The organism is Bacteroidales bacterium (assembly GCA_035342335.1).
In the GTDB taxonomy this organism is placed as follows: Bacteria; Bacteroidota; Bacteroidia; order Bacteroidales; family JAGONC01; genus JAGONC01.
This window is the reverse complement of the sequence record DAOQWY010000005.1, coordinates 106,260-128,592: the sequence shown is the minus strand read 5'-3', so window position 1 is coordinate 128,592 and position 22,333 is coordinate 106,260. Positions and strand designations below refer to the sequence as shown.

The following is a 22,333-nucleotide window of genomic DNA, read 5'->3' as shown; positions in this document are numbered from 1 at the left end:
CCATATCTCTAAATTCGTTTTAAGATGAAAACACAACTATCCCTGATCATTCTTATCCTGTCCGGGATGATCGTTTCCATGAACTGTTCACTGCAGGCCCAGGCGCCTCCATCCTTTAAATACCAGGCCGTGGTGCGTGACAAGTCCGGCCAGGTCGTTGCCAATCAGCACATCACCCTGCGGATCAGCATCCTGCAATCCGGCGTGGATGGACCGGAAATATACAGCGAGCTGCATTCTGTTGCCACCAGTGAATTAGGTTTGATAAACGTCGAAGTTGGGAGAGGCAAAGATCCAACGGGCAGCCTGGCTGCCATTGGATGGGGATCGGGCAGCCATTTCCTGCGCATCGAAATGGATCCGTCAGGAGGGATGGATTTCGAGCTGGTGGGCGTTTCCCAGTTGCTTTCAGTCCCATATGCCTTATATGCCGAGCAGGCAGGAAGCGGGGGGCGGGAGGCGGACCTGGACTGGGAGGTAATCGGGAATGACGTGGTGACCGGACACGGCGGGAGTTATCCCACGGGGAATGTCGGCATCGGGAACAATGCTCCCGGATCTCTGCTTTATGTTGCAAAGAGCATGGGTGAACCAACCATCACGATCCGCAACCTTGGCAGTGGAGGGGGTGCTACCTATTCCATGGTGGATGACCTGAGCGGTGCTGACTGGAAATTTAAGGCCACCATGTACGGTGGATTTAAGATCCGGGATCATCCGAATGCACTGGATGTGCTGGTCATGGAACCCAACAGTGCAGCCAATCTCCTTTACGTCAGCTCTTCGGACAATGTCGGCATGGGGACTTCCACTCCGAATCCCTCGGCAAGGCTGGATGTGAGCAGTACCAATAAAGGCTTTCTTCCGCCGAGACTGACAACAGCCGAGAGAAACAGCATCGTCAGTCCTGCGGCGGGGCTTATGATCTATAACCTTACTGATCTTAGCCTCGAAATCTTCAACGGCACATCCTGGGTTTCAGCTGCCTCTTCCGGCTGGTCGCTGACCGGCAACAGCGGCACCGATCCTGCGACAAATTTCATTGGGACGACAGATAACCAACCGTTGATGTTCCGGGTGAATAATCTTTCCGCAGGTGAGATCAATCCGGTCAATACCAGTACTTTCTTAGGGATTCAGGCCGGAGACAACAATACTTCAGGGTATTCGAATGTGGCGATTGGAGCCAAGGCATTGCTCAGTAATACAAACCGCAGCAACCTGGTAGCTGTGGGTGACAGCGCGTTGTACAATAATGGTATGGGCGCTACATTATCCTACCACGCAACAGGGAATACAGCGGTTGGATCCAAAGCTCTTTACAGTAATACAACGGGGTACAGCAACACTGCAAACGGTTACCAGGCATTGCAGGCCACCACTGCGGGATCCTGGAACACAGCTACAGGTTACCAGGCTCTTTTAAATAATTCATTGGGTAATTTTAACCAGGCATTTGGTTATGAGGCACTTCATTCCAACTTAACCGGTATTTACAATACAGCGGTCGGAAGCAATGCTCTCTATTCCAATATCAACGGTTATAACAACCATGCGTTTGGAACTGAGGCACTTTATTCCAATGCATCTGGTTGGTACAATCTGGCATTGGGAAATAAGGCACTTTATTCCAACACGACAGGTGACAACAACACGGCCGGCGGTCATTCTGCCCTTTATTCCAACACAACAGGTCATTCAAATGTCGCAATCGGAGTCGGTGCTTTATACAGCAACACTGTCCAGAGTAACCTGGTAGCAATCGGCGACAGCACCTTGTACCACACTGATATGGTTCAATCATTCAATAATGTCGCCATCGGCTCCAAAGCACTCTATGCTAACACCATTGGTAATAATAATACGGCGTGCGGATACAGGGCACTTTATGATAATACATTTGGAAATAAGAATACGGCAGCCGGAAGCTTTGCTCTTTATCATAATACAAATGGTTATGATAATACGGCTCTGGGATCAAATGCACTTAATTCTAACACGGGAGGTGACCATAACACCGCCTCCGGAAACGAATCACTCTATCACAACACGACAGGTAGTAATAATACTGCTATTGGATACAAGGCATTGTTCTATAATGTAGAAAATAATCGCAGTACGGCTATTGGTTTCGAAGCAATGCATTATGCGGACAACAGGGAGACAAATTCCAGGGAGACCTATAATACAGCTGTTGGATATGGTGCGCTTGAGGGCAGCACTACTGCTGCAAACAACACCGGTCGGTACAATACGGCCATAGGTGATGAGGCACTTACCGCAAACGCCAGCGGAATCAGGAATACGGGCACCGGATGTTCTGTACTTAATTCCAATACAAGCGGTTCCTATAATGCCGCTTTCGGAAATGAGGCACTCCGGGATAACACGATCGGCTATTTCAATGTAGCTGTCGGTCTGTGCGCACTGGCAAGCAATACAAACCGGAGCAACCTGGTGGCCGTGGGCGACAGCGCCCTGTACAACAACGGCCTGGGCGCATCCGGTGACCAGGCTACAGGGAACACCGCCATCGGATCCAGGGCACTTGTGAGCAATACGACCGGTTACCGGAATACAGCCAGCGGATACAAGTCACTGCAGGCCAATACAACCGGAAACTGGAACACGGCCAACGGTTACCAGGCTTTGTATTTAAATTCAACAGGCTCCGATAACCAGGCGTTCGGACCCCAGGCACTGTATTATAACACGACAGGCAGCCACAACCATGCGATCGGAAGAGGTGCCCTGTTCAACAACACGACCGGCTACTCCAACATTGCCATTGGTACCAGGGCGCTGTTTGAAAATACCGACCGGAGCAACCTGGTGGCCATCGGCGACAGTGCTTTATACAAAAACGGATTGAATGTCCTAATACCCCTCGATGCAACAGGAAACACTGCCATCGGATCTAAAGCCCTCCGGTATAATACAAACGGGTATCGTAATACTGCGATTGGTTACCAGGCACTTTATTCCAACACTTCCGGGACCAATAATGAGGCAACCGGTTCTCTGGCACTTTATTCCAATACTACCGGGAAAAATAATACCGCAATGGGAACAGGTTCTTTATACTCAAATTCCGAAGGATGGTATAATATTGCTATTGGCCCGGAAGCTTTGTATAATAATACCACCCATGATAATAATACAGCCGTGGGAACGGGTGCTTGCTCTTCCACCAATTCAAATAATAACACTGCTGTCGGTTATTACGCAGGGAACTTACATACGTTTAGCAACGGAACATTCCTTGGAGCAAATGCCTATCCCGATGATAATGGGTACACCAATTGCATGGCACTTGGGTATGACGCAAAAGCAACAGCTTCCAACAGGGTGGTCATTGGAAATACTTCTGTGACCAGCATCGGAGGATCCGTTGGTTGGACAAATTTTTCAGACGGTCGTTTCAAGAACAATATCCGTGAAGATGTTCCCGGCCTGGAATTCATCAATCAGCTGCGGCCCGTCACCTATACGCTGGATGTTACCTCATTGAATACCGATCTGAATAAAAACAGACCGACTACCCTGCGGGAAGGGGAAAAGCCCAGGATGGAGTCTCAGGAAGACATCGAAAACCGTCTGGCCAAGGAAAAGATCGTGTACACCGGCTTCATCGCCCAGGAAGTGGAAGCGGCGGCCCGGGCGATCGGATATGACTTCAGCGGGGTGGATGCACCGCAAAACGCAGATGGCCACTATGGACTCCGGTACGCTGAGTTCGTGGTGCCTCTGGTGAAGGCCATACAGGAGCAGCAGGTGATGATCGAAGCACTTCAGGAGGAAGTGAGGCGGTTAAAGGAAAAGCAGGCTGCTAAATAAGATCAAAAAGCAAAAAGCAAATTTCAAAAAACAAAAAGCAAATTTCATCATTACTTTTGATCTTTGAAATTTACTCTTTGCTTTTTGATTTTACCATAATGAGGCCACGAGCTGAGCTAGTAGAGCTTTTAGTTATGGGCCACTGATCCGATGATCCACAACGGCAAATTGATCCGCTATACCACGTTCGCCCTGCTGTATTTCGCACAGGGCAGCATCCTGGGGTATTTCACCGCGCTGAACGCCCTTTACCTTCTTTCGCACGGTCTTTCAATGAGCCATGCAGGACTTTTTTCCGCCATTGCCCTCATTCCCCTGATCCTGAAGGTCTTCCTGGGAATGCTGAGCGACAGGGTCAACTTCCTGGGAATGGGGCACCGGAAACCATACATCGTAGCGGGATTACTGTTGCAGGCCAGCATGCAGGTCATTTTTCCCTTCATTCATCCGGCCGAATCCTTCGGATGGCTGGTGGTCATCGGCTTCCTCAGTCTGACAGGCATGGCACTGTACGACACCTGCACCGATGGTCTTGCCATTGATATTACGCCCGCCGAGGACAGAAGCCGGTTGCAGGGGATCATGGTTGCGGGCCGGGCGATGGGCATCGTCCTCATTGCGATGCTGGCAGGGATCCTGTCGGACCTGTCGGATTGGAAATGGGTCTTCTGGATGCTGGCAGCTATGACGTTGCTACCCCTGCCCTTCATCCTTACCTTCCACGTTCCGCCCCATCCGCAGGAACGCAGTTTCGACTGGAGTGCATTCCGCATCTTCCGGGAAAAACCCATCATCGCCCTGGCATTCCTTGGTCTGATCAGCTCCCTGATCACCGGCGGCACCAACCAGCTGGTGAATCCCTTTTTAAAGGAGAGCTTCAACATCTCTTATACCTCCGCAGGATTCTATTCGGCGGTCTTTGGGCTCGGAATGATCGGGGGAGGATTCACCGGGGGACGGCTGATCCGGAAGACCGGAAACCGTCGGGCCGTGATCACTGCCCTTGTGGCCTCTCTGGTTTCGATCCTTGCACTGACACGCATCGTCAGTCCTGATATGGCCTGGCCTCTGCTTTTTTGTTTCGGGCTTTCGTACGGATATTACGAAACGATTTTTTTTGCCACTTCCATGTCGATGACCCATATCCGCATCGCAGCTTCCATGTTCGCCATTCTGATGGCATTTGCCAACCTGGGTTCTGCCATCGGGCTTGTGGGCGGGGCAAGACTTTCAGAGTTCATCGGTTATCGATGGACCTTCGTGGTGTTCGCACTGCTGAACCTGCTGGTGATTTTCCTTTTACCCGCACTTTTCGGAAAAAGGAAATTGAAGATGAAAGAAAGCTAATCCCTCTCAGAAGAACACCTTGAACTCCACTCTTCTGTTCTGGGCTCTTCCGGCAGCCGTATCGTTGCTTTCCACAGGCAGTGTTTCGCCAAATCCTTTGGCAACCATTCTGGTAGCTGATATTCCCTTATCGGTCAAATATTTCTTCACAGCATTGGCACGACGCTGTGACAGGTCCATATTTGACGCATCATCACCCTGTGAATCAGTATGACCATTGATCTCCAGATTGTATTCCGGATTCTCCTGCATGATGTTGACCACGTTGTCCAGAATGGGGTACGAAGAGACCTTGATGACATCTTTTGCAGTTTCAAAGTTGATACCTCTCAATGCCTGATCGAACACCTTCTGGGTTTCTTCCTTAACAGCCGGGCAGCCTTTGTTCTCAACAATACCTGCAACCGTTGGACACTTGTCGTCAATATCCACAATGCCATCCCCATCGGTATCAGGGCAACCTTTCAGCTCCTTTGGTCCTTTATCGTTAGGGCATTGGTCATCAGCGTCAGCAATTCCATCTCCGTCGGTATCGGGACACCCTTCAAACAGAGCTATTCCCTTCACGGTAGGACATTTATCATCGGCATCTTTGATACCATCACCATCTGTGTCGGGGCATCCCCTGAAAGCGGCAGTTCCCTTCACCGAAGGACAATCATCTTCAGAGTCCTGGATCCCGTCACCATCTGTATCGGGACAGCCATTGAAGGTTTCAATTCCAGCCACCGTCACACATTTGTCAAGGTAATCGGGTATACCATCTTTGTCGGCATCCACCGGGCAGCCATCCTCCGTTACGCTGATACCCAGCGGAGTATTCGGGCAAAGGTCAAATTTATCCGGTACCCCATCTTTATCTTTATCTCTGAACGGTTCGCAAAACGTGAGATCCAGACCTATGGCAAATACCTGTGTGAATTTGCCATAGGTTTCGGTCACCGGTATGGTCATTTCATCCGTGAAAGTATAGGAATAGTCCTTTTCATCATCCTTATAATAAACCAGCATGCAACCAAGGTTCAAGCCGATCTTGGGTGTGATCTGCCAGGCGCCACCGAAACCAACGGTGTTGGAGGTAAGGCTGTAGCTAAGATTCGACTGATAGTCCTGCATCACATCGCTGGCTGAATAAATGTAACCAGCACTGACCAGGAACTTTTTGGAGATGTTGTATTCAAGCCCGGCTCCCAGTTCCCACATATTATGATCAATAAGCGACTCGTTATTGATGTATTGACCCAGGTCGTTGGTCTTGCCATAATTGGCCTGTTTATCCCAGTAGTAATTAAAATCGGCATAGGCCCTGAACTTATTCGTTAAGGGATAAGAAGCTCCGACTGCCAGCATGCCGGGCAGATCGCTGCTTGATTTCTCACCATCGGGGAACATGCCTGTATCGTCGGTTTTCGTGTCATTGGTCACGTCGATCTTTGTCAGGAATTCATAGCGCAGGGATAAAGTCAGTTTCTTCGCCAGGGTAAGATTTGCGGCAATGATGGGCGTAATGCCTGATCCGGTTTGTTCGGCATCCACTTCCTTATCACCGGTCTGAGCCGCAAGTCCATCCATCTGACCCGCTCCTGCCGTGGCTTTGGTGGCAGTGGCATCGAAGATCGCCTGAGAATCCCCGATCGGAGTATCCACCGGTTGTCCGGCACCCTGGAGGGCCTGTTCAAAGCCTGCCTGTTGCTCTGCCGTAATAAAACCCAATGAGGCTATCTGTTCATAGGTATAACCACCCAGCCCGGCAGTGGTCAGCTGCTGGGCACCGGCAGAGGCCATGGTATAATTTGAGGCAATACCTGTATAGTAGTCCGACATTTCCATTCCCCAATCTTGTGCGCGTACGAACTGAACGCCACCGGGGTTCACCATAATGTTGCGGATACTTCCCTTGTAGGTGTTCTTTACGGTAACATAGCGTAATCCCACATAAAGAGAGACCACCGGTGAAACCTCATAGGAGAGCCCTCCCTGGTATCCGAAGTAGACCGAAGTGCCTTCAAAACTAATATCGGCCTTGTAATCCGTGACACCGAAATCGCTGTTCAGCATCGGGACAAGATTGGAAATGGGAATTTCAAATTCGGGCACACCCTCGTCGTATTTCGCTCCCCCTCCTCCGCCAATCGGGTTGAATCCAAAAGACAGGGCAAATTTTCCGAACTTATAACCAGCATAAAAACCCGGAAATACAGGAGCTGATACATCTCCTGTGTACTTTGCTGTCGGGGCGCCATGCAGATAGGGATAGCTGTTCTTGATCGTGTTTGTTTGAAAAATGGTCTGGTTGTTCAGGGATAGGAAAAGTCCGTTGCACAGATTGGTCAGGCCAGCCGGATTATAATACACTCCATCCAGTCCAAAAGCCGCGTTTCGTGCTCCCAGCCGAATAAAGGCTGCACTCTGGTTTGTGTTGGTCACAATGCCTCCGGCCATGGCATAAAGGCTTATGGAGAACAATACCGTGAACAGGTAAAATGTTTTTTTCATGGGATAGGTTTTAGTTCATGTTCATTAAGGGAAGGAATCACAATTCCCGTCGCAATAATATTTCGCAATATTAAAATGAAAAATCAACGTTTCCAAATTTTGATGAATTGCATTGCTGATGCAGAGGTTGTTGTACTTTTATGGGTTAATAATTACCAAGATGAAATTACTCGCCATTATTACCCTGATCAGTATCCTTTTTCTTGCTGGATGCAAGCCTCCGTCCGATGCTGAATTCGGCTCTGTAAGCCGCGTCGCATCAGGCAAGCCCGTATCTGTGATGCTGACCAGTTACAGCACGACCCTTCTTGCTGATGGCCGGGATGAGACCCGTCTTCGCATCGCCGTCACCGACAGCCTTGAACGTGAAATCACCACTGCAACGGATTCCATCAGGATCTATGTGACAGGGAAAGGCAAGATCATCCATAATGATGGCAGCGAACTTTCATACCGTATGGATACGACCGGACAGGAGTATGCACTTTGTCAGCTGAAGGATGGAATCTGTAACCTCCTGTTCAGAACAGGTACCGAACCCGACAGGGTCAAGGTTGAAGCAAGGGCGGAAGGTATGTGGCCCGGCAGTCACGAGATTCATACCATACCTGCTGATGTTGTTATGATGAAGCCGACTTCGGAGCAATGTCCGCCCACTGCAAAACCAATCGACCGGATGATCGGTGCGGATATATCCTTTCTGCCCCAGCTGGAGGATCGGGGAACGACATTTACAGAAAACGGGGTACAAAAAGATGCCCTTTTGCTGTTGCAGGGCCATGGGTTCAACTATATCCGTCTGCGTATCTTTGTCGATCCCGCGCATGAAAAAGGCTATGCTCCCGGTAAGGGCTACTGCGGGCTTGACTATACCCTTGCCATGGCGCGCCGGATTGAGGATGCAGGAATGAAGCTGCTGCTGAACTTCCATTACAGCGACTACTGGGCCGATCCTCAACAGCAATACAAGCCCCACACCTGGGAAAAACTGGATTTTGAATCGCTGAAAGATTCAGTAAAGACCTATACTTCGAATGTTATCCGTGCGCTTCAGCAGCAGGGTACGCTGCCTGCCGTGGTACAGGTGGGCAATGAGATCAACCACGGCATGCTCTGGCCCGAGGGGTATATCAGTCGTCCGGATCAGCTGGCAGAACTTCTGAAAGCAGGGGTGGAAGGTGTGAATGCCGTTGATCGCGGCATCCCCGTCATGATGCATATTGCCCTGGGAGGACAGAATGAGGAAGCCGTGTTCTGGCTGGATAACATGATCGCACGCGGTGTTGAATTTGACATCATCGGACTCTCCTATTACCCGCGCTGGCACGGCACCCTGGAAGATCTCCGGAATAACCTGCTCGACCTGGCCCGGCGGTACCATAAACCCCTGAACGTGGTCGAATACTCTGTATTTAAGAAAGAGGTGCACGATATCGTTTTCAGCCTTCCCGATGCATTGGGCAAGGGCGCCTGCATCTGGGAACCGCTCAACTGGCGAAGCGGACTGTTCAATCAAAATGAGGAGGTTACGGACTTGTTCGCGGTGTACGATGAAATCAACAGGAAGTATTTGAATGACGAATAGAGGGATGCTTACTTCATAAAGAAAAGATACCCGACAAAGATCGCTGCGATGATCCCGGCAAGGTCGGCGATAAGCCCGCATCCGACTGCATGGCGTGTCTTGCGGATGTTAACGGATCCGAAATAAACGGCGATGATGTAAAACGTGGTGTCGGTGGCGCCCTGAAAAATGCAGGAGAGGCGTCCAACGAACGAGTCGGCGCCGTACTGGCTCATGGCATCCACCATCATCCCCCGTGCCCCGGAACCGCTCAGCGGTTTCATAAGCGCAGTGGGGAGCGCTGCAACAAACTCCCCGTCTGCACCCAGTACATTGACAAACCAGCGGATACCATCCACCATGGCATCCATCGCACCAGAGGCACGAAACACACCCACGGCCACCAGTATGGCGATAAGGAACGGAATGATCTTCACAGCGATCCAGAATCCCTCTTTGGCTCCTTCAATAAAGGCCTCGTAGACATTGATTTTCCTGTAAACAGCAAGGGCGATGAATGAGATAATGATGGCGAAAAGGATGAAATTGCCTGCAACAGAGGAGATGGCACTCACCTGTTCCTGGGGTATGGAAGAAAAATACCAGATGATCCCTGCCACCAGCAGGGTGAAGCCACCCAGGTAGGTGAGTACAACCCGGTTGAGAAGGTTTATCCGCTGGATCAATGCCACCGAAATGAGTCCCACCATGGTTGAGAAAAACGTGCTGAGGAGAATGGGAATGAAAATGTCGGATGGGTCTGCAGCGCCCATCTGGGCACGGTACACCATGATACTGATCGGGATGATGGTCAGCCCGGAGGTGTTCAGTACCAGGAACATGATCATCGGATTGGAGGCGGTCTCCTTGTTCGGGTTGATCGACTGCAGCTCGGTCATCGCCTTTAATCCCAGCGGGGTGGCGGCATTGTCGAGCCCCAGCATGTTGGCCGCGATATTCATCATGATGGCCCCCGATGCCGGGTGATCCCTGGGTATGTCGGGAAAAAGACGCCGGAACAGGGGCCCGATGACTCGGGACATCAAGGTGACGATCCCTCCCTGTTCACCCACTTTCATCAGACCCAGCCAGAGTGTCATCACCCCGGTCAACCCCAGGGAGATCTCAAAACCGGTTTTGGCCATGTCGAACGTGGCATTCATCATGGCCGGAAAAATCTCTGTATTACCGAAAAAGATCAGTTTGATCCCCCCCAGGATGAAGGCAATAATAAAGAAAGCAACCCAGATGTAATTCAGCACCATACCAGTGGCAATGGATGAAGCAAGCCCTGCGAAGATAATGAAAGGCTGGATTTATGATGCAGTAGCGAGAAAATTTAACTCCAGGCAGGCAGTCTGGCTTACTTTTCAGACTGGTGGGAAGCAAGGATCTGACCGGAGACCTTCTCGAACAGACTAAAGGCTTCCTTCACATACTTTGCTTCCACGTCAGCAATATGAGGGATGGGTTGTTTTGTTCCGGGCATCAGGACGTTCATCACATAGTCCACCTTTTTTTTATCCTGTTCATTCCGGGCATGAAGCATGACGTCCCTGTAGCCGTTGTAATCCATCACATAGATCCTGTCAAAGTCATCAAAATCCGATGGTCCGAAAAGCCGGACGAGATGCTGGCTGAGGTCAATTCCATGTTGCTTTGCCAGATCCAGCGTGACCGGATCAACGGGTTCTCCGATCAAATGGGGCTCCAGTCCTGCCGAATCGATAAAAGCGTGGATGTTCCTTTCCTGAAATTTTTTCTGTAAAATGCCGGCCGCCAAAGGGGAACGACACGTATTATGGTTGCAGACAAATAAGATTTTGATCATAGTACGTAATCTGGTTAGCTAAAATACACCTGATTTTAAAAGACAAGAGGTTTAAGGGCCTTCCTTGCTTAGAAGTCATAAAATTACTCCATTTTAGCATTACGTGAAGAAAATTCACGATAAATTTTGATTTCAATGATCCTACCTTGCTCAGGCTGTGCGTGATTCATTTCGGAATGTCATCAGCCCGACCGACATGAGGATGCTGGTTGCCAGGATGACCAGAAACAATAGTCCGTTGTCGATACCAGGAATTCTAAAAGTGCCGGGAATGGTCAAAAACAATAAAATACTGATCAGTCCCCGGGGAATTATGAAGAGTTCAGGCCTCAGGCCCGAACGGTTGAAGCATTTGAGGTACACTGCACGGATGAAATAAATGACAGCCAGAATGATCAATCCGTACCTGGCGACTCCCCAGTTGTTCAATTCATGGAGGCTGATGATAAATCCAAAGATGACGAAAAAAAAGGTTCGCACCAGGAAGGCACTTTCTGCCGATAAACGGTGAAGCTGAAGGAGATCTTCCCTGTATCTGGGATACATAAAATATTTCCTGAAAAATGGCAGCCGGATCTGGTCCGCATTGTTCAAAAACAATCCCAGAGCCAGCACGATGATGAGGGTTGACAGGTGCCACAATCGGCCCAGACTGTAGACCAGGATCAGGATGGCCAAAATCAGGAAAAATTTAACCGGGTGATTGATGCGCCCGATGATGTACAGGAGCAGAAGGCAAAAAACGGAGGAGATCACCACGATGATAAGGGTATCCAAACCGAGCCACACAAAAGAGGAGGTATTTATCTCTTCATTGATTAACAGAAAGTTAAACAGAACAATGCCAAGAATGTCGGAGAAGGTTGACTCATAAACAACGAATTCCTTCTTCTCCCTTTCAAGGTTGGAGACCGACGGGATGGCAATGGCAGAGCTGATCACGCTGAACGGAACCGCGTTGAGGAAACAAATCTGGTAGGGGAAATCCGTGAGCAGGTGGATGATCCATCCGATCAGAGCTGCGGACGCAAGAAGTATGATCAGCGCTGATAAAAACGACCTGCGTATCAGTTTGTTCCGGTTCTTTTCATACTTGAGTTCAAGTGCACCTTCGAACACGATCAAAATGAGTCCCACGGTGCCCAGGGTAGGAAGGATGACAAAAAGGTCAATTGTGGGCAGATGAAATGCCGTTACAATGATCTGCAGTCCAATCCCCGTCAGAAGCAGCAGTAAAACGGAGGGAAACCTGGTCCGGCGTGCTATGATATCGAACAGGTAAGAAAAGATGATCAGACTGCTGATGATGATCAGGATCGTATAGGTATTCATCGTGTTTGATTAATCATCCCATTTCAATTTCACTCCACGATCGCAATCTTTTCACGCCATCTTAAAGTTCCTGCCTCTATTGATAAAAGATAAAGACCGGGGCAATACCGACCGGTATCCAGTTGAAAAAACTGATCACCGGCATGCAGATCAGCACTCATTTCAAATACCAGTTGTCCTGATGAGGAAAATAGATGATAACAGGCTGTCAATGACTCAGGGAGCGTAAAGGCCACATTAAGCTGATTGATTACGGGATTTGGAAAAGCTTTCAGCTGATCCCTTTCGGGAAGCACGTTGTCGCCTGTGCCCATGAACGCCGGCGGAAAAAAACAGGGTAACATTACATCAAGGGTGGCGCGCCAGAGGCCCCAGCTGTGTCCTTCCGGCAACTCCTGCCAGGAGAGCGCATAACCGTTGCTGAGCAGAAAATCGCGGAAATCACGCATATTTTGCCATAGGCTCTCGTAGGTGCCCCAGATCGAAACCCATTGGACCGGCTTCACCTCCCCCAGGGTGATCAACTGGTATGCCTCATAATTGTTCGGTTGAAAAGCGGCAGAGTGCAGTCCGCATTTTCCGAACAGGTCGGAATGATGATAACTGATCAACGCGGAAATGTTTCCGCCGTAAGAATCCCCGATCACGGCGCGGGCATTGGGTTGTGCCAGAGTAAGGTATTTCCCGTCGATGTAAGGAACCAGCTCGCTGGCAAAAAAGGACTGGTACTCCTCCCGGAGCCCTCCTGCATACTCGGTGTTCCGGTCGTTGGGACGCACGAACACGCCAATCACCGGGCAACAGAGTGCACTGTCGATCAGGTTGTCCAGTACCCTATCGGCATAACCCAGGCTAATGTACTCATAACCATCCTGAAAATAAACTGCAGGATATCGTGTGGTAAGTAACGGGTCGTACCCTGCCGGAAGATAAACCTTCAGCTGAAACGACTTATTGACAAAGGTGCTGAAAATCTGATCGGTCACGACGGTTCCCATTTCTATCCCCGGGTAGGTCTCTATTTCCCAGGGTTGCACATATTCCGGCATGGCCAGCTCTGAATTCGGTCCATAGCCTCCCGATACCGTATGAGGATTTAAAGGATCCAGCACCCAGTTGGAGCCATTCAGAACATACTTGTAATCCAGCCGGGCATCCATTTCAAATTTTTTCGAAAAATGGAAAAAATCTGTCCCATTGATCTTCGTAAGGCTGTCTGTTGCGGGATTCCATCCGTTAAAATCCCCGGCGACCTGCACCGTTGCGGCATTTCCACGGTAGATGAAACGCACCGTATCGGTGGTGATGTACGGAAATCCTGAAGGTGCAGCTGCTACCATGAAGCTGTCAACAACCGGGGTGCGCTGGTTCTCAGGAAGAGCATCCAAATGTGCAATGAAAGCGTCAAAGCTCTGCGGCCGACATTGAAGTGTTACTAAAAAGAACGCAATACCAGCAAAAAACCATTTTTTCATAAAAGACAAGATTATAAAGGGTCATAAAAATACGAAAAATTCTATCCCGAACATCGAACATCGAACATTGAACATCGACAATCGACAATTTACAGGGCCGGATCCCTGCTTGCGCAGGGATGACGCTCGCCCACTCATTCCTCCCCATAAGGAACCGTCATTCCTGCGAAAGCAGGAACCGTCATTCCTGCGAAAGCAGGAACCTGATGAAAGCCAAATTCCAAATCCTTTAATTTCAATATGAGACATATCCCAATTTTCTCTACTTTTAATGCTCCATTTCTTTTATTAAACAACATTCCTTGAAACCAACAAATCCAATCAGAGCCATTGCATACCTTCTGTGCTTCACCTTTTCCGTGACCCTGTTTTCCCAGGATCTGATCCCTCCTGCCTTAAAGGACGGTTTCAATCAGGTGACTTCCTGCGATGAGCTCTCATCCTTCATTCATCTGCTCGATGATCATTCGGATTTACTGAACGTGGAGGTCATCGGGCAATCCGTGAAAGGAAGGAACCTTTATGCACTGATGTATTCCTCCTCCCGGTTCGGTAAGGACCAATCAAAGATCAGGGTGCTGATCTTTGCCCAGCAACACGGCAACGAGCAATCCGGCAAGGAGGGGGCGTTGCTGCTGGCAGCGGAACTGCTCAAACCGGAGAACAGATACCTCTTCGACAGGATGGATCTTGCACTGATCCCACAGGTCAATCCTGACGGATCCGAACTCAACCAGCGTCGCAACGGGAACAATATGGATCTGAACCGCAACCACCTGATCGTTACTGAGCCGGAAACAAGGGCCCTGCACGCTCTTTTCGACAGGTACCTGTTTGAGGTGACCCTGGATGTTCACGAATATTACCCATACGGAGGGGAATGGGAAAAATACGGATACAGAAAGAATTTCGACATCACGGTCGGCGCGGTCACTAACCCGAACATCTCTGAACGAATCAGGGGATTTTCGAACGATGATTACCTTCCCTATATCTTTCATTACCTGAATGAAAGGAATTTCTCCTCCTTCGTCTATTGCCCGGGTGGCCCACCGGAAATTGCCTATATCCGGCACAGTACATTCGATATCAACGACGGACGTCAATGGCCCGGCATCCAGAACACTTTTTCCTTCATCCAGGAGGGAATGAATGGCGAAGACAGCAACCTGGCAAACCTCCACCACAGGGCAGAAGGACAGATGGCTGGCATGCGCGGAATGCTTGAATTCGCTTATGTGCATTCTGATAAAATCAAAGATCTCGTTGCTTCTGAAAGGGGAAAACTGCTGAAGGGGACTGCCGGACAGCTCGTATCCATCCAATCGGAACATGTCAGCGACGGAAGGCAGCTTGTCATCTCACTTTATTCCTACCACTCGAAAACGGATACGACGGTTACCGTTGTGGACTATCGCCCCGTCGTCAGATCAATCCATGATGTTTCAAGGCCTTACGGATACCTGATCCCGAAAGGATCAGACGAACTTGTCGGCTGGGCCAGGCGCCAGTCGCTTAAAATAGTTTCGCTCAAAGCAAAGGGGAGTTTTCTGACCGAACAGTATTTTATTACAGCGATCGACTCGATCGATTTTGAAGGGGATATCATCATCAATCCCCAGGTTTCAGGGATGGAAACCAGCGGGGTAACAACACCCGGGAACTATTATTTCATTCCCGCCAACCAGCTGAAAGGCAACCTGATCGTCCTGGCGCTGGAACCCAGATCCATGCTGGGGCTGGCGACGTACGAGAAGTATGCACATCTTATGCAATCCGGAAAGAATTACCCTGTACTGCGGGTAATAAAGAAATAAGGACTGTAACCTGATTGTTTCACATGATAAAACCGCCATTATGCGTATTGAAAGAATAGAGCTGCGCCATGTCAAACTGGTTCTTGTAAGTCCGTTCGTGACCTCCATGGGAACCGAGTACGATGAAGAACATATCATTGTCAGGGTTGATGCCGAAGGGATAACCGGATGGGGAGAGAGTGTCGCCGAGGGCACGCCATTCTACTCTTACGAAACGGTGGATACTGCGTGGCACATCCTGAAAGATTTTCTGATCCCGTCAGTGCTGGGTAAAGACATTGTCCAGGTGGGTGACGCCATCAACGCATATGCGAAAGTCCGCGGGCACATGATGGCAAAAGCAGGGTTGGAAGCTGCCCTGTGGGATGCGCTGGCCAAAGCTGCCAACAAATCCCTGTCACAGATGCTGGGAGGAACCCGGAAAAAGATTGACGTGGGCGTGAGCATTGGGATCCAGCCTTCGGTTGCGGGCCTCATCGGGAAAGTGGAGGAATATCTTCGCGAGGGATACAAGCGGATCAAGATCAAGATTGCCCCGGGTTTCGACCTGCAATTTGTGGAAGCACTGAGGAAAGAGTTTCCGGATCTGATGCTGCAGGTGGATGCCAATTCGGCCTATACGCTTGAGGATACCACCCTGTTCAAAAAAATGGACGGCTACCATCTTCTGCTGATCGAGCAACCGCTGGGTTACGATGACATCTATGACCACTCAAAGCTCCAGCGCGAGTTGGAGACACCCATCTGTCTCGATGAAAGTATTCATTCACTGGATGATACCAGGGCAGCCATTGAACTCGACAGTTGCAGGGTGATCAATATCAAACCAGGTCGTGTGGGTGGTTTCACGGAGTCGATCCTCATTCATGACTACTGTGCTTCCAGGGGTATCCCCGTATGGCACGGCGGCATGCTGGAATCAGGCATTGGCAGGGCAGGAAATGTTGCACTGGCCTCTCTCCCAAATTTCACACTGCCCGGAGATATCTCCGCCAGCAGCCGGTATTACAAGGAGGATATCGTGGAGCCCGCCTTTTTCGTGAACAGCGACGGAACCATGGATGTGCCTGTTCATCCGGGCATCGGAGTTGAAGTAAAGATGAAAAGCCTCGACAGCGTTACGGTCAGAATGGGGGCCTGGAAAAAAAGCTGAGCATCGGGTCAGCCGACCAGCATTTTTCCGTTGGCCATCAGCTTAACGATCTCAAATTCCTGATTCAACAACAGCAGATCCGCATCATACCCTTGCCGGATGAATCCTTTTCGCGGCAGTTTCAGGATGTCGGCCGGGTTCGAGGTGACAGGCTGCAGAGCCTGTTCCAGCGGGATCTTTTCCATCTGCACTGCATCCCTTACCTCACGCAGGTTGGACGAAGGCAGTCCCATCTCCAGTTTGACCAGCTTTCCGGTCTCGGGATCGAATCCCGGCAGGGAGCCGCAGGCATCCGAGGTAAAGGTGATATGGCCCAATGGCACCCCGCTTTCCAAAAGAAGCTTCAATGCGGTTGACGGTTTGATTTCCTCATCCGGATAATACGGGTACGAACTGGTGGTTATGTCGACATAACCCTTTTTGCCGTAGACTTTCGCATCCTCGAAAATATAGTGATTACGGTTGCAGTGTGTAGGGACGAACTGTTTATATCCCAGCTGACTCTGTTTTATCACCTCGTGAACGGGCCGGAAAGGATCCCTTGCATCGCCCATGTGCAGGTTCACAATGCCGGCTTTCCCTCCAATCATTCCAGCCACCCGGGCCTGCGCAGCAATTCGGGCAAGTTCTCCTATTGAAGGGACCGATGACCGGTGATCGGAGATCGCCAGTTCCCCGACACCGATGATCTCCTCGAAAAGGATGATATCCCGCATGACATCCCCGGTGATGGTGGGCGGAGGCACCTGGTAGGCTCCGGTGTACATCCAGGCCGACACGCCTTGCTCCCTCAGCGTTTTCACCTTCATCAACACACTTTCCACGGTCCGTGTGACCCCGTCCGTTCCCAGGCACCCGATCACGGTGGTCACCCCGGCATCCAGCATCATTTCCACTTGCAGCTCCGGCATCCGGCTGGCAGGTCCACCTTCCCCTCCTCCTCCTGTTATATGGACATGGGAATCGATCAAACCTGGTACAAGCCAGCATCCGGTGCAATCAACCACTCGTACCTGATGGCCGGGAGGCATTTCAAGATGATCCGACAAGGCCAGAATTGATCTGCCGCCAGTAAGGAGGTCTTTTATACCAAGATATGCAGTACTGTAAACCTGTGCATTTTTGAACAATGTGAACATCGGGATTTATTTTGATCAACAAATTTGTTAAAAAAACAGCAGTGCACCATCATTTTTTCTTTCCAAATTCCTATTTTAGCCCAGTATTAAGATCAACATCATCTTTATTTAAGTTCAGGCAATGTCAAAAACAAAAATATTGTTCATCATGGCAGGAATATCACTTTTATTCCAGGCTGTGAGCCAGACACAACCATTGGGTAACCTGGTGATCGTTGGAGGAGGGCTCGAGGATGGCAATAAAAGCATTTATGATCAGTTCATTGGATTTGCCGGTGGTGCCGGGCAAGGAACCTTCGCCATCATTCCTTCCGCCAGCGGGGCACCTGTGCAATCCTATGTCAGTTTTCGGAATATATTGATCTCTTACGGGGTTCATCCGGAACACATCCATCTGATCAACATTGCCCTGATGGATGATGACAGCACCGCAACGGTGGATGAATCGGAATGGAAGGATAACGGGGATGATCCCGCCCTGGCCGGCCTTGTCGGGCAGTGCAGCGCCGTATGGTTTTCCGGCGGGGATCAGTCACGGACCGTAAAAACGCTGGTCAGACCGGACGGAAGCAACAGCAGGGTCCTGGAAGCCGTATGGGAGGTGTACCGTTCGGGGGGAGTTGTGGGCGGAACCAGTGCCGGGGCTGCGATCATGAGCGAAACGATGATTGGAGGAGGCAACAGCCTGGCAGCCTTGACCCGGGGTGTGATCACGGATTACCAGGGGAATGATTTTCCTGACGGAGGCGGTGTCCTCCTGCTGAAAGGGCTCGGTTTTTTTCCAAACGGAATCATCGATCAGCATTTTGGTGCGCGCGCCCGATTCGGGCGGCTTGTCGTGGCCCTGATGGATGAAACTTACGGACACATCCATGGTTTCGGCATTGACGAAAATACGGCGTTGATCTATAGCAGCAGCAAAAATCTGATCAACGTGGCAGGCACCGGAGGTGTTACGATCATCAACCGGGCAGATGCCACCATTTCCTACGTACAGGGCCTTCCGAACATTGAGAACCTGTCGGTCAGCTATCTGGAAGAAGGTGACGTCTATGACTGCACTACCGGGATGATCACCCCTGCCGATGGCAAGAAACCCACCCGTGGCAACGAATACCACAACATACCCAATCCCGGTCAGGCAGGGATCCTGTCAGGTTACTCCGAAACATTCCGTGACTTGCTCACCATCAACCTGATGGATAACAAAGGAAGCGATTCGGTTCGCAACATCACCTTTTACGATGACCGCTCAGGATTCCAGGTTACGCTGAGCAAAAATCCTGAAAGTGTAGGATTTTACGCCGAACAGCCGTACGGTACCGAAAGGTACACCGTAGCCAACGTGCGCTTGGATATCGCTCCGGTCAGGGTCAGTATCATGCCACTGAAAAATTGAAAACAAACCAATGATCATTTCTATGAAAAAACAGTACGTTTTATTCCTTTTGTTCACCTTGTTACTTAAAACACTGAGTGCACAAGACATACCGGTGAGCGGTAAGGTGACATCGGCGTCCGACGGCAAACCGATACCCGGTGTCAATGTCGTGGTGAAAGGCAGTTCCAAAGGGACCATTTCCGACATCAACGGAAATTATTCCATGCAGGCTCCTGCTGACGGGGTGCTGATCTTTTCCTTTATCGGGATGCAGACACTGGAAATTCCTGTTGATGGAAAAAGGCAGATCAATGTCACTTTGAGTGATGCAGAGATCTCCCTGGGCGAAGTGGTGGTAGTTGGGTACAGCACTTCCAGTAAGAAGCTGATCTCCAGCTCGATTGATCTGGTTAATGAACAGGAGATCGACAACATACCCCTGAAGACGATCGACGGGGTGTTGCAGGGCCAGGTGGCAGGCCTGACGGTCAACCTGAGTTCAGGAACTCCGGGGGCCCAGTCATCGATCAAGCTCCGCGGCGGCAGTTCGATCAATGCCAGCAACCAGCCCCTGATGGTCATCGACGGCATACCGGTCATTACGGGGGAGTACGCACAGATCAGTTACCTGGGCCAGGAAACCAACGCCATGACCGACATCAATCCCAACGACATCGAGTCAGTCACCGTTCTGAAAGATGCTTCTGCCGCTGCGATCTACGGTGCACGGGCATCCAACGGTGTCATCCTGATCACCACAAAAAAAGGGAACAGGGACCGAACCGATGTGAACCTGAATTTCTATTACGGATGGCAGACCATTCCCGAGGAGCGGCTCATACCGATGATGAATGCTGCGGAGTGGAATGAATACAAGGGAACGGATGTACAGGGAATTGATACCGACTGGATGAGCGAGATCCTCCAGGCAGGGCCGGCTTCCAATACAGAGTTGTCGGTCAGCAGCGGTAACGATAAACTAAGGATGTTCATATCCGGCAACCAGTATTCCCAGGTCGGAGCTGTAAAGGGTACCGACTACAAGCGCTACAACGGACGCTTGAATGTTGATTACAAGATCGTTCCCAACCTGATGATCGGAGGGGGCGCCTCGGTATCCTATTCGGATAATTCGCGGGTTGAAGGTGATCAGACACTTTACGGTCCTCTGCCGAATGCCATGTCCATTCCTGCCATTTTCCCGGTGTACGACGCGGAAGGAAACTACGACGAATCAGGCCCCTATGCAAACCCGGTCGCCATTGCCAACGAAACGGTAAACAAAGCTTATACAAACCGTACCAATGGAAATGTATATCTGGAATATAAATTTCTGAATGGATTTATGTTTACGTCCAAATTCGGCGCCGATTTATTGAACCTTCGCGAGCACGAATACGATCCGATCACCGTCAGACAGGGCGCCAAGTACAACGGGCTGGGTATCGAAGCCACGAGCTATGTCAGCAACCTTGTTTCCAATAACGTGCTCCAGTATATTAAAAGCAAAAATGACATCCACAACTTTGACGCGCTGGTTGGCTACAGTTTTGAAAAATACAACTACCGAGACACCTATATTGAAGCGATCGATTTCCCGAATGAACAGTTCCAGTACATAGAGTCGGCTGGAACTATCCGTGCAGCCTCTTCTTCTGCGCTGAACCGCTTTTTAAACTCCTATTTCGGACAATTCCGGTATAATTACAAGTACAAATACATTTTCTCACTTTCCGCACGTGCCGATGGTTCTTCTAAATTCGGAAAAAACAACCACTACGGATATTTCCCTGCCGCATCCTTTGCCTGGCGAATGTCAGAGGAACCTTTCATCAAGGGCGTATCCTTTATCAACGAACTGAAGCTCAGGGCCAGCTATGGGATCACCGGCAACGATGGGATTTCTGATTTCGCTTCCCTGGGTCTTTACGGTGGAGGTTACAATTATGGAGGAAACTCAGGTACCGCGCCAGTTCAGCTTCCCAATCCTGATCTGAAATGGGAAACCACCTCCCAGACAGGCATTGGTCTTGATATTTCAGTTGCGGAGAGCAGGGTCAACCTGACTGCCGATCTCTATTACAACCATACCAGCGATTTGTTGCTGGCAAGGCCCATCCCGGCTTCATCCGGATACTATTCCATTTCATCCAACATCGGCACCATGGAAAACAAAGGGGTCGAACTCCTGTTGAATACGGTTAACATTGACAGGGAATTTACCTGGAACTCTTCACTTAATTTCTCACTGAACCGCAATAAGGTCCTGAGTCTGTACGAAGACCAGCCCATTGATGATCTGGGTCGCGGAGGCAACCGGGTTGAGGTCGGTGAACCCATTGGCATTTTCTACGGTTACAACTGCCTTGGCGTCGATCCCACCACTGGGAACCTGGTGTATGAAGACATCAGCGGCGACGGGATGCTGACCGCCGATGACCGGACCAAGACAGGGGATCCGAACCCGGATTTCATTATGGGATTCACTAACGTTTTCCGTTATCGATCCCTGGAGCTTTCCGTTTTCCTGCACTGGGTCCAGGGGAGGGAGATCTTTAACGGTACGTTCATCTACCTCGAATCAGGTACGGGAGAAGATAACCAGACCAAACGAATGATCGACCGCTGGAAAAAACCAGGCGATATCACTGATTTTCCACGGGTTGGCGACACCTATCTTTCCTCACGCTTCATCGAAGACGGCAGTTACCTCAGGATCAAGAATGTGACACTCAGTTACACTTTCAACCCCGACCGGATCCGGAAAGTGGGCATGAAGTCAGCCAGAGTATACGCCACCGTTCAGAACCTGTTCACCTTCACCAACTATTTGGGAATGGACCCGGAGGTTGATTATTATGGTGGTTCGAGCAGCATCATACAGGGTACCGACTTCTTTACTTACCCGCAGTGTCGCCAGGTCCTATTCGGATTCAACATCGGTTTTTAATTCTTATATAC

General features: G+C 50.1%; 13 protein-coding genes. 7 read left to right on the top strand and 6 right to left on the bottom strand.

The genetic code is table 11. From position 1 onward, the window contains the following. The first annotated feature begins 24 nt into the window (after positions 1 to 24). Positions 25 to 3,837, top strand: coding sequence for a tail fiber domain-containing protein (locus PKI34_04240; GenBank protein HNS17016.1), 3,813 nt, complete (start codon positions 25 to 27; stop codon positions 3,835 to 3,837). A gap of 168 nt (positions 3,838 to 4,005) precedes the next feature. Then, a complete protein-coding gene (locus PKI34_04235) occupies positions 4,006 to 5,184 on the top strand; it encodes an MFS transporter (GenBank protein ID HNS17015.1) in 1,179 nt (392 codons plus the stop codon). A 6-nt stretch (positions 5,185 to 5,190) separates the two neighbouring features. On the opposite strand, the gene PKI34_04230 is transcribed toward PKI34_04235, so the two are convergent. Continuing rightward, positions 5,191 to 7,680: an OmpA family protein gene (locus PKI34_04230; protein HNS17014.1), complete on the bottom strand. Its 2,490-nt coding sequence runs from the start codon at positions 7,678 to 7,680 to the stop codon at positions 5,191 to 5,193. A 160-nt stretch (positions 7,681 to 7,840) separates the two neighbouring features. Here PKI34_04230 and PKI34_04225 point away from each other — a divergent pair, with 160 nt between their 5' ends. Further along, positions 7,841 to 9,265: a glycosyl hydrolase 53 family protein gene (locus PKI34_04225; GenBank protein ID HNS17013.1), complete on the top strand. Its 1,425-nt coding sequence runs from the start codon at positions 7,841 to 7,843 to the stop codon at positions 9,263 to 9,265. A gap of 8 nt (positions 9,266 to 9,273) precedes the next feature. On the opposite strand, the gene PKI34_04220 is transcribed toward PKI34_04225, so the two are convergent. The 4 genes from PKI34_04220 to PKI34_04205 form a co-directional block, all read right to left on the bottom strand. Next, positions 9,274 to 10,509 (bottom strand): nucleoside recognition domain-containing protein, encoded by a 1,236-nt coding sequence (locus tag PKI34_04220; GenBank protein ID HNS17012.1) that lies wholly within the window; start codon positions 10,507 to 10,509, stop codon positions 9,274 to 9,276. A gap of 98 nt (positions 10,510 to 10,607) precedes the next feature. After that, positions 10,608 to 11,075: a hypothetical protein gene (locus PKI34_04215; GenBank protein HNS17011.1), complete on the bottom strand. Its 468-nt coding sequence runs from the start codon at positions 11,073 to 11,075 to the stop codon at positions 10,608 to 10,610. Positions 11,076 to 11,225: 150 nt separating this feature from the next. After that, positions 11,226 to 12,407 (bottom strand): cation:proton antiporter, encoded by a 1,182-nt coding sequence (locus PKI34_04210; protein HNS17010.1) that lies wholly within the window; start codon positions 12,405 to 12,407, stop codon positions 11,226 to 11,228. A gap of 29 nt (positions 12,408 to 12,436) precedes the next feature. After that, a complete protein-coding gene (locus tag PKI34_04205; protein HNS17009.1) occupies positions 12,437 to 13,882 on the bottom strand; it encodes an alpha/beta hydrolase-fold protein in 1,446 nt (481 codons plus the stop codon). 302 nt (positions 13,883 to 14,184) lie between these two features. On the opposite strand from PKI34_04205, the gene PKI34_04200 reads away from it, so the two are divergent. Then, positions 14,185 to 15,699 (top strand): DUF2817 domain-containing protein, encoded by a 1,515-nt coding sequence (locus tag PKI34_04200; GenBank protein HNS17008.1) that lies wholly within the window; start codon positions 14,185 to 14,187, stop codon positions 15,697 to 15,699. A 40-nt stretch (positions 15,700 to 15,739) separates the two neighbouring features. After that, on the top strand, positions 15,740 to 16,852 hold the full coding sequence (gene menC / locus PKI34_04195; GenBank protein ID HNS17007.1) for an o-succinylbenzoate synthase: 1,113 nt from the start codon (positions 15,740 to 15,742) through the stop codon (positions 16,850 to 16,852). A gap of 8 nt (positions 16,853 to 16,860) precedes the next feature. On the opposite strand, the gene iadA is transcribed toward menC, so the two are convergent. Continuing rightward, entirely contained in the window at positions 16,861 to 17,991 is a 1,131-nt protein-coding gene (gene iadA / locus PKI34_04190) for a beta-aspartyl-peptidase (GenBank protein ID HNS17006.1), read from the bottom strand. A gap of 148 nt (positions 17,992 to 18,139) precedes the next feature. On the opposite strand from iadA, the gene PKI34_04185 reads away from it, so the two are divergent. Then, positions 18,140 to 19,390 carry a cyanophycinase gene (locus PKI34_04185; protein HNS17005.1) on the top strand — a complete coding sequence of 417 codons (1,251 nt, stop codon included), beginning with the start codon at positions 18,140 to 18,142 and terminating at the stop codon, positions 19,388 to 19,390. 22 nt (positions 19,391 to 19,412) lie between these two features. Then, a complete protein-coding gene (locus tag PKI34_04180; GenBank protein ID HNS17004.1) occupies positions 19,413 to 22,322 on the top strand; it encodes a TonB-dependent receptor in 2,910 nt (969 codons plus the stop codon). Positions 22,323 to 22,333 lie beyond the last annotated feature (11 nt).

Bases quoted from the DNA above. Each gene is read 5' to 3' on its own strand.
- PKI34_04240 (HNS17016.1), top strand. From the start codon at position 25: ATGAAAACACAACTATCCCTGATCATTCTTATCCTGTCCGGGATGATC.
- PKI34_04230 (HNS17014.1), bottom strand. From the start codon at position 7,680: ATGAAAAAAACATTTTACCTGTTCACGGTATTGTTCTCCATAAGCCTT.
- PKI34_04225 (HNS17013.1), top strand. From the start codon at position 7,841: ATGAAATTACTCGCCATTATTACCCTGATCAGTATCCTTTTTCTTGCT.
- PKI34_04220 (HNS17012.1), bottom strand. From the start codon at position 10,509: ATGGTGCTGAATTACATCTGGGTTGCTTTCTTTATTATTGCCTTCATC.
- PKI34_04215 (HNS17011.1), bottom strand. From the start codon at position 11,075: ATGATCAAAATCTTATTTGTCTGCAACCATAATACGTGTCGTTCCCCT.
- PKI34_04210 (HNS17010.1), bottom strand. From the start codon at position 12,407: ATGAATACCTATACGATCCTGATCATCATCAGCAGTCTGATCATCTTT.
- PKI34_04205 (HNS17009.1), bottom strand. From the start codon at position 13,882: ATGAAAAAATGGTTTTTTGCTGGTATTGCGTTCTTTTTAGTAACACTT.
- menC (HNS17007.1), top strand. From the start codon at position 15,740: ATGCGTATTGAAAGAATAGAGCTGCGCCATGTCAAACTGGTTCTTGTA.
- iadA (HNS17006.1), bottom strand. From the start codon at position 17,991: ATGTTCACATTGTTCAAAAATGCACAGGTTTACAGTACTGCATATCTT.
- PKI34_04185 (HNS17005.1), top strand. From the start codon at position 18,140: ATGGCAGGAATATCACTTTTATTCCAGGCTGTGAGCCAGACACAACCA.
- PKI34_04180 (HNS17004.1), top strand. From the start codon at position 19,413: ATGAAAAAACAGTACGTTTTATTCCTTTTGTTCACCTTGTTACTTAAA.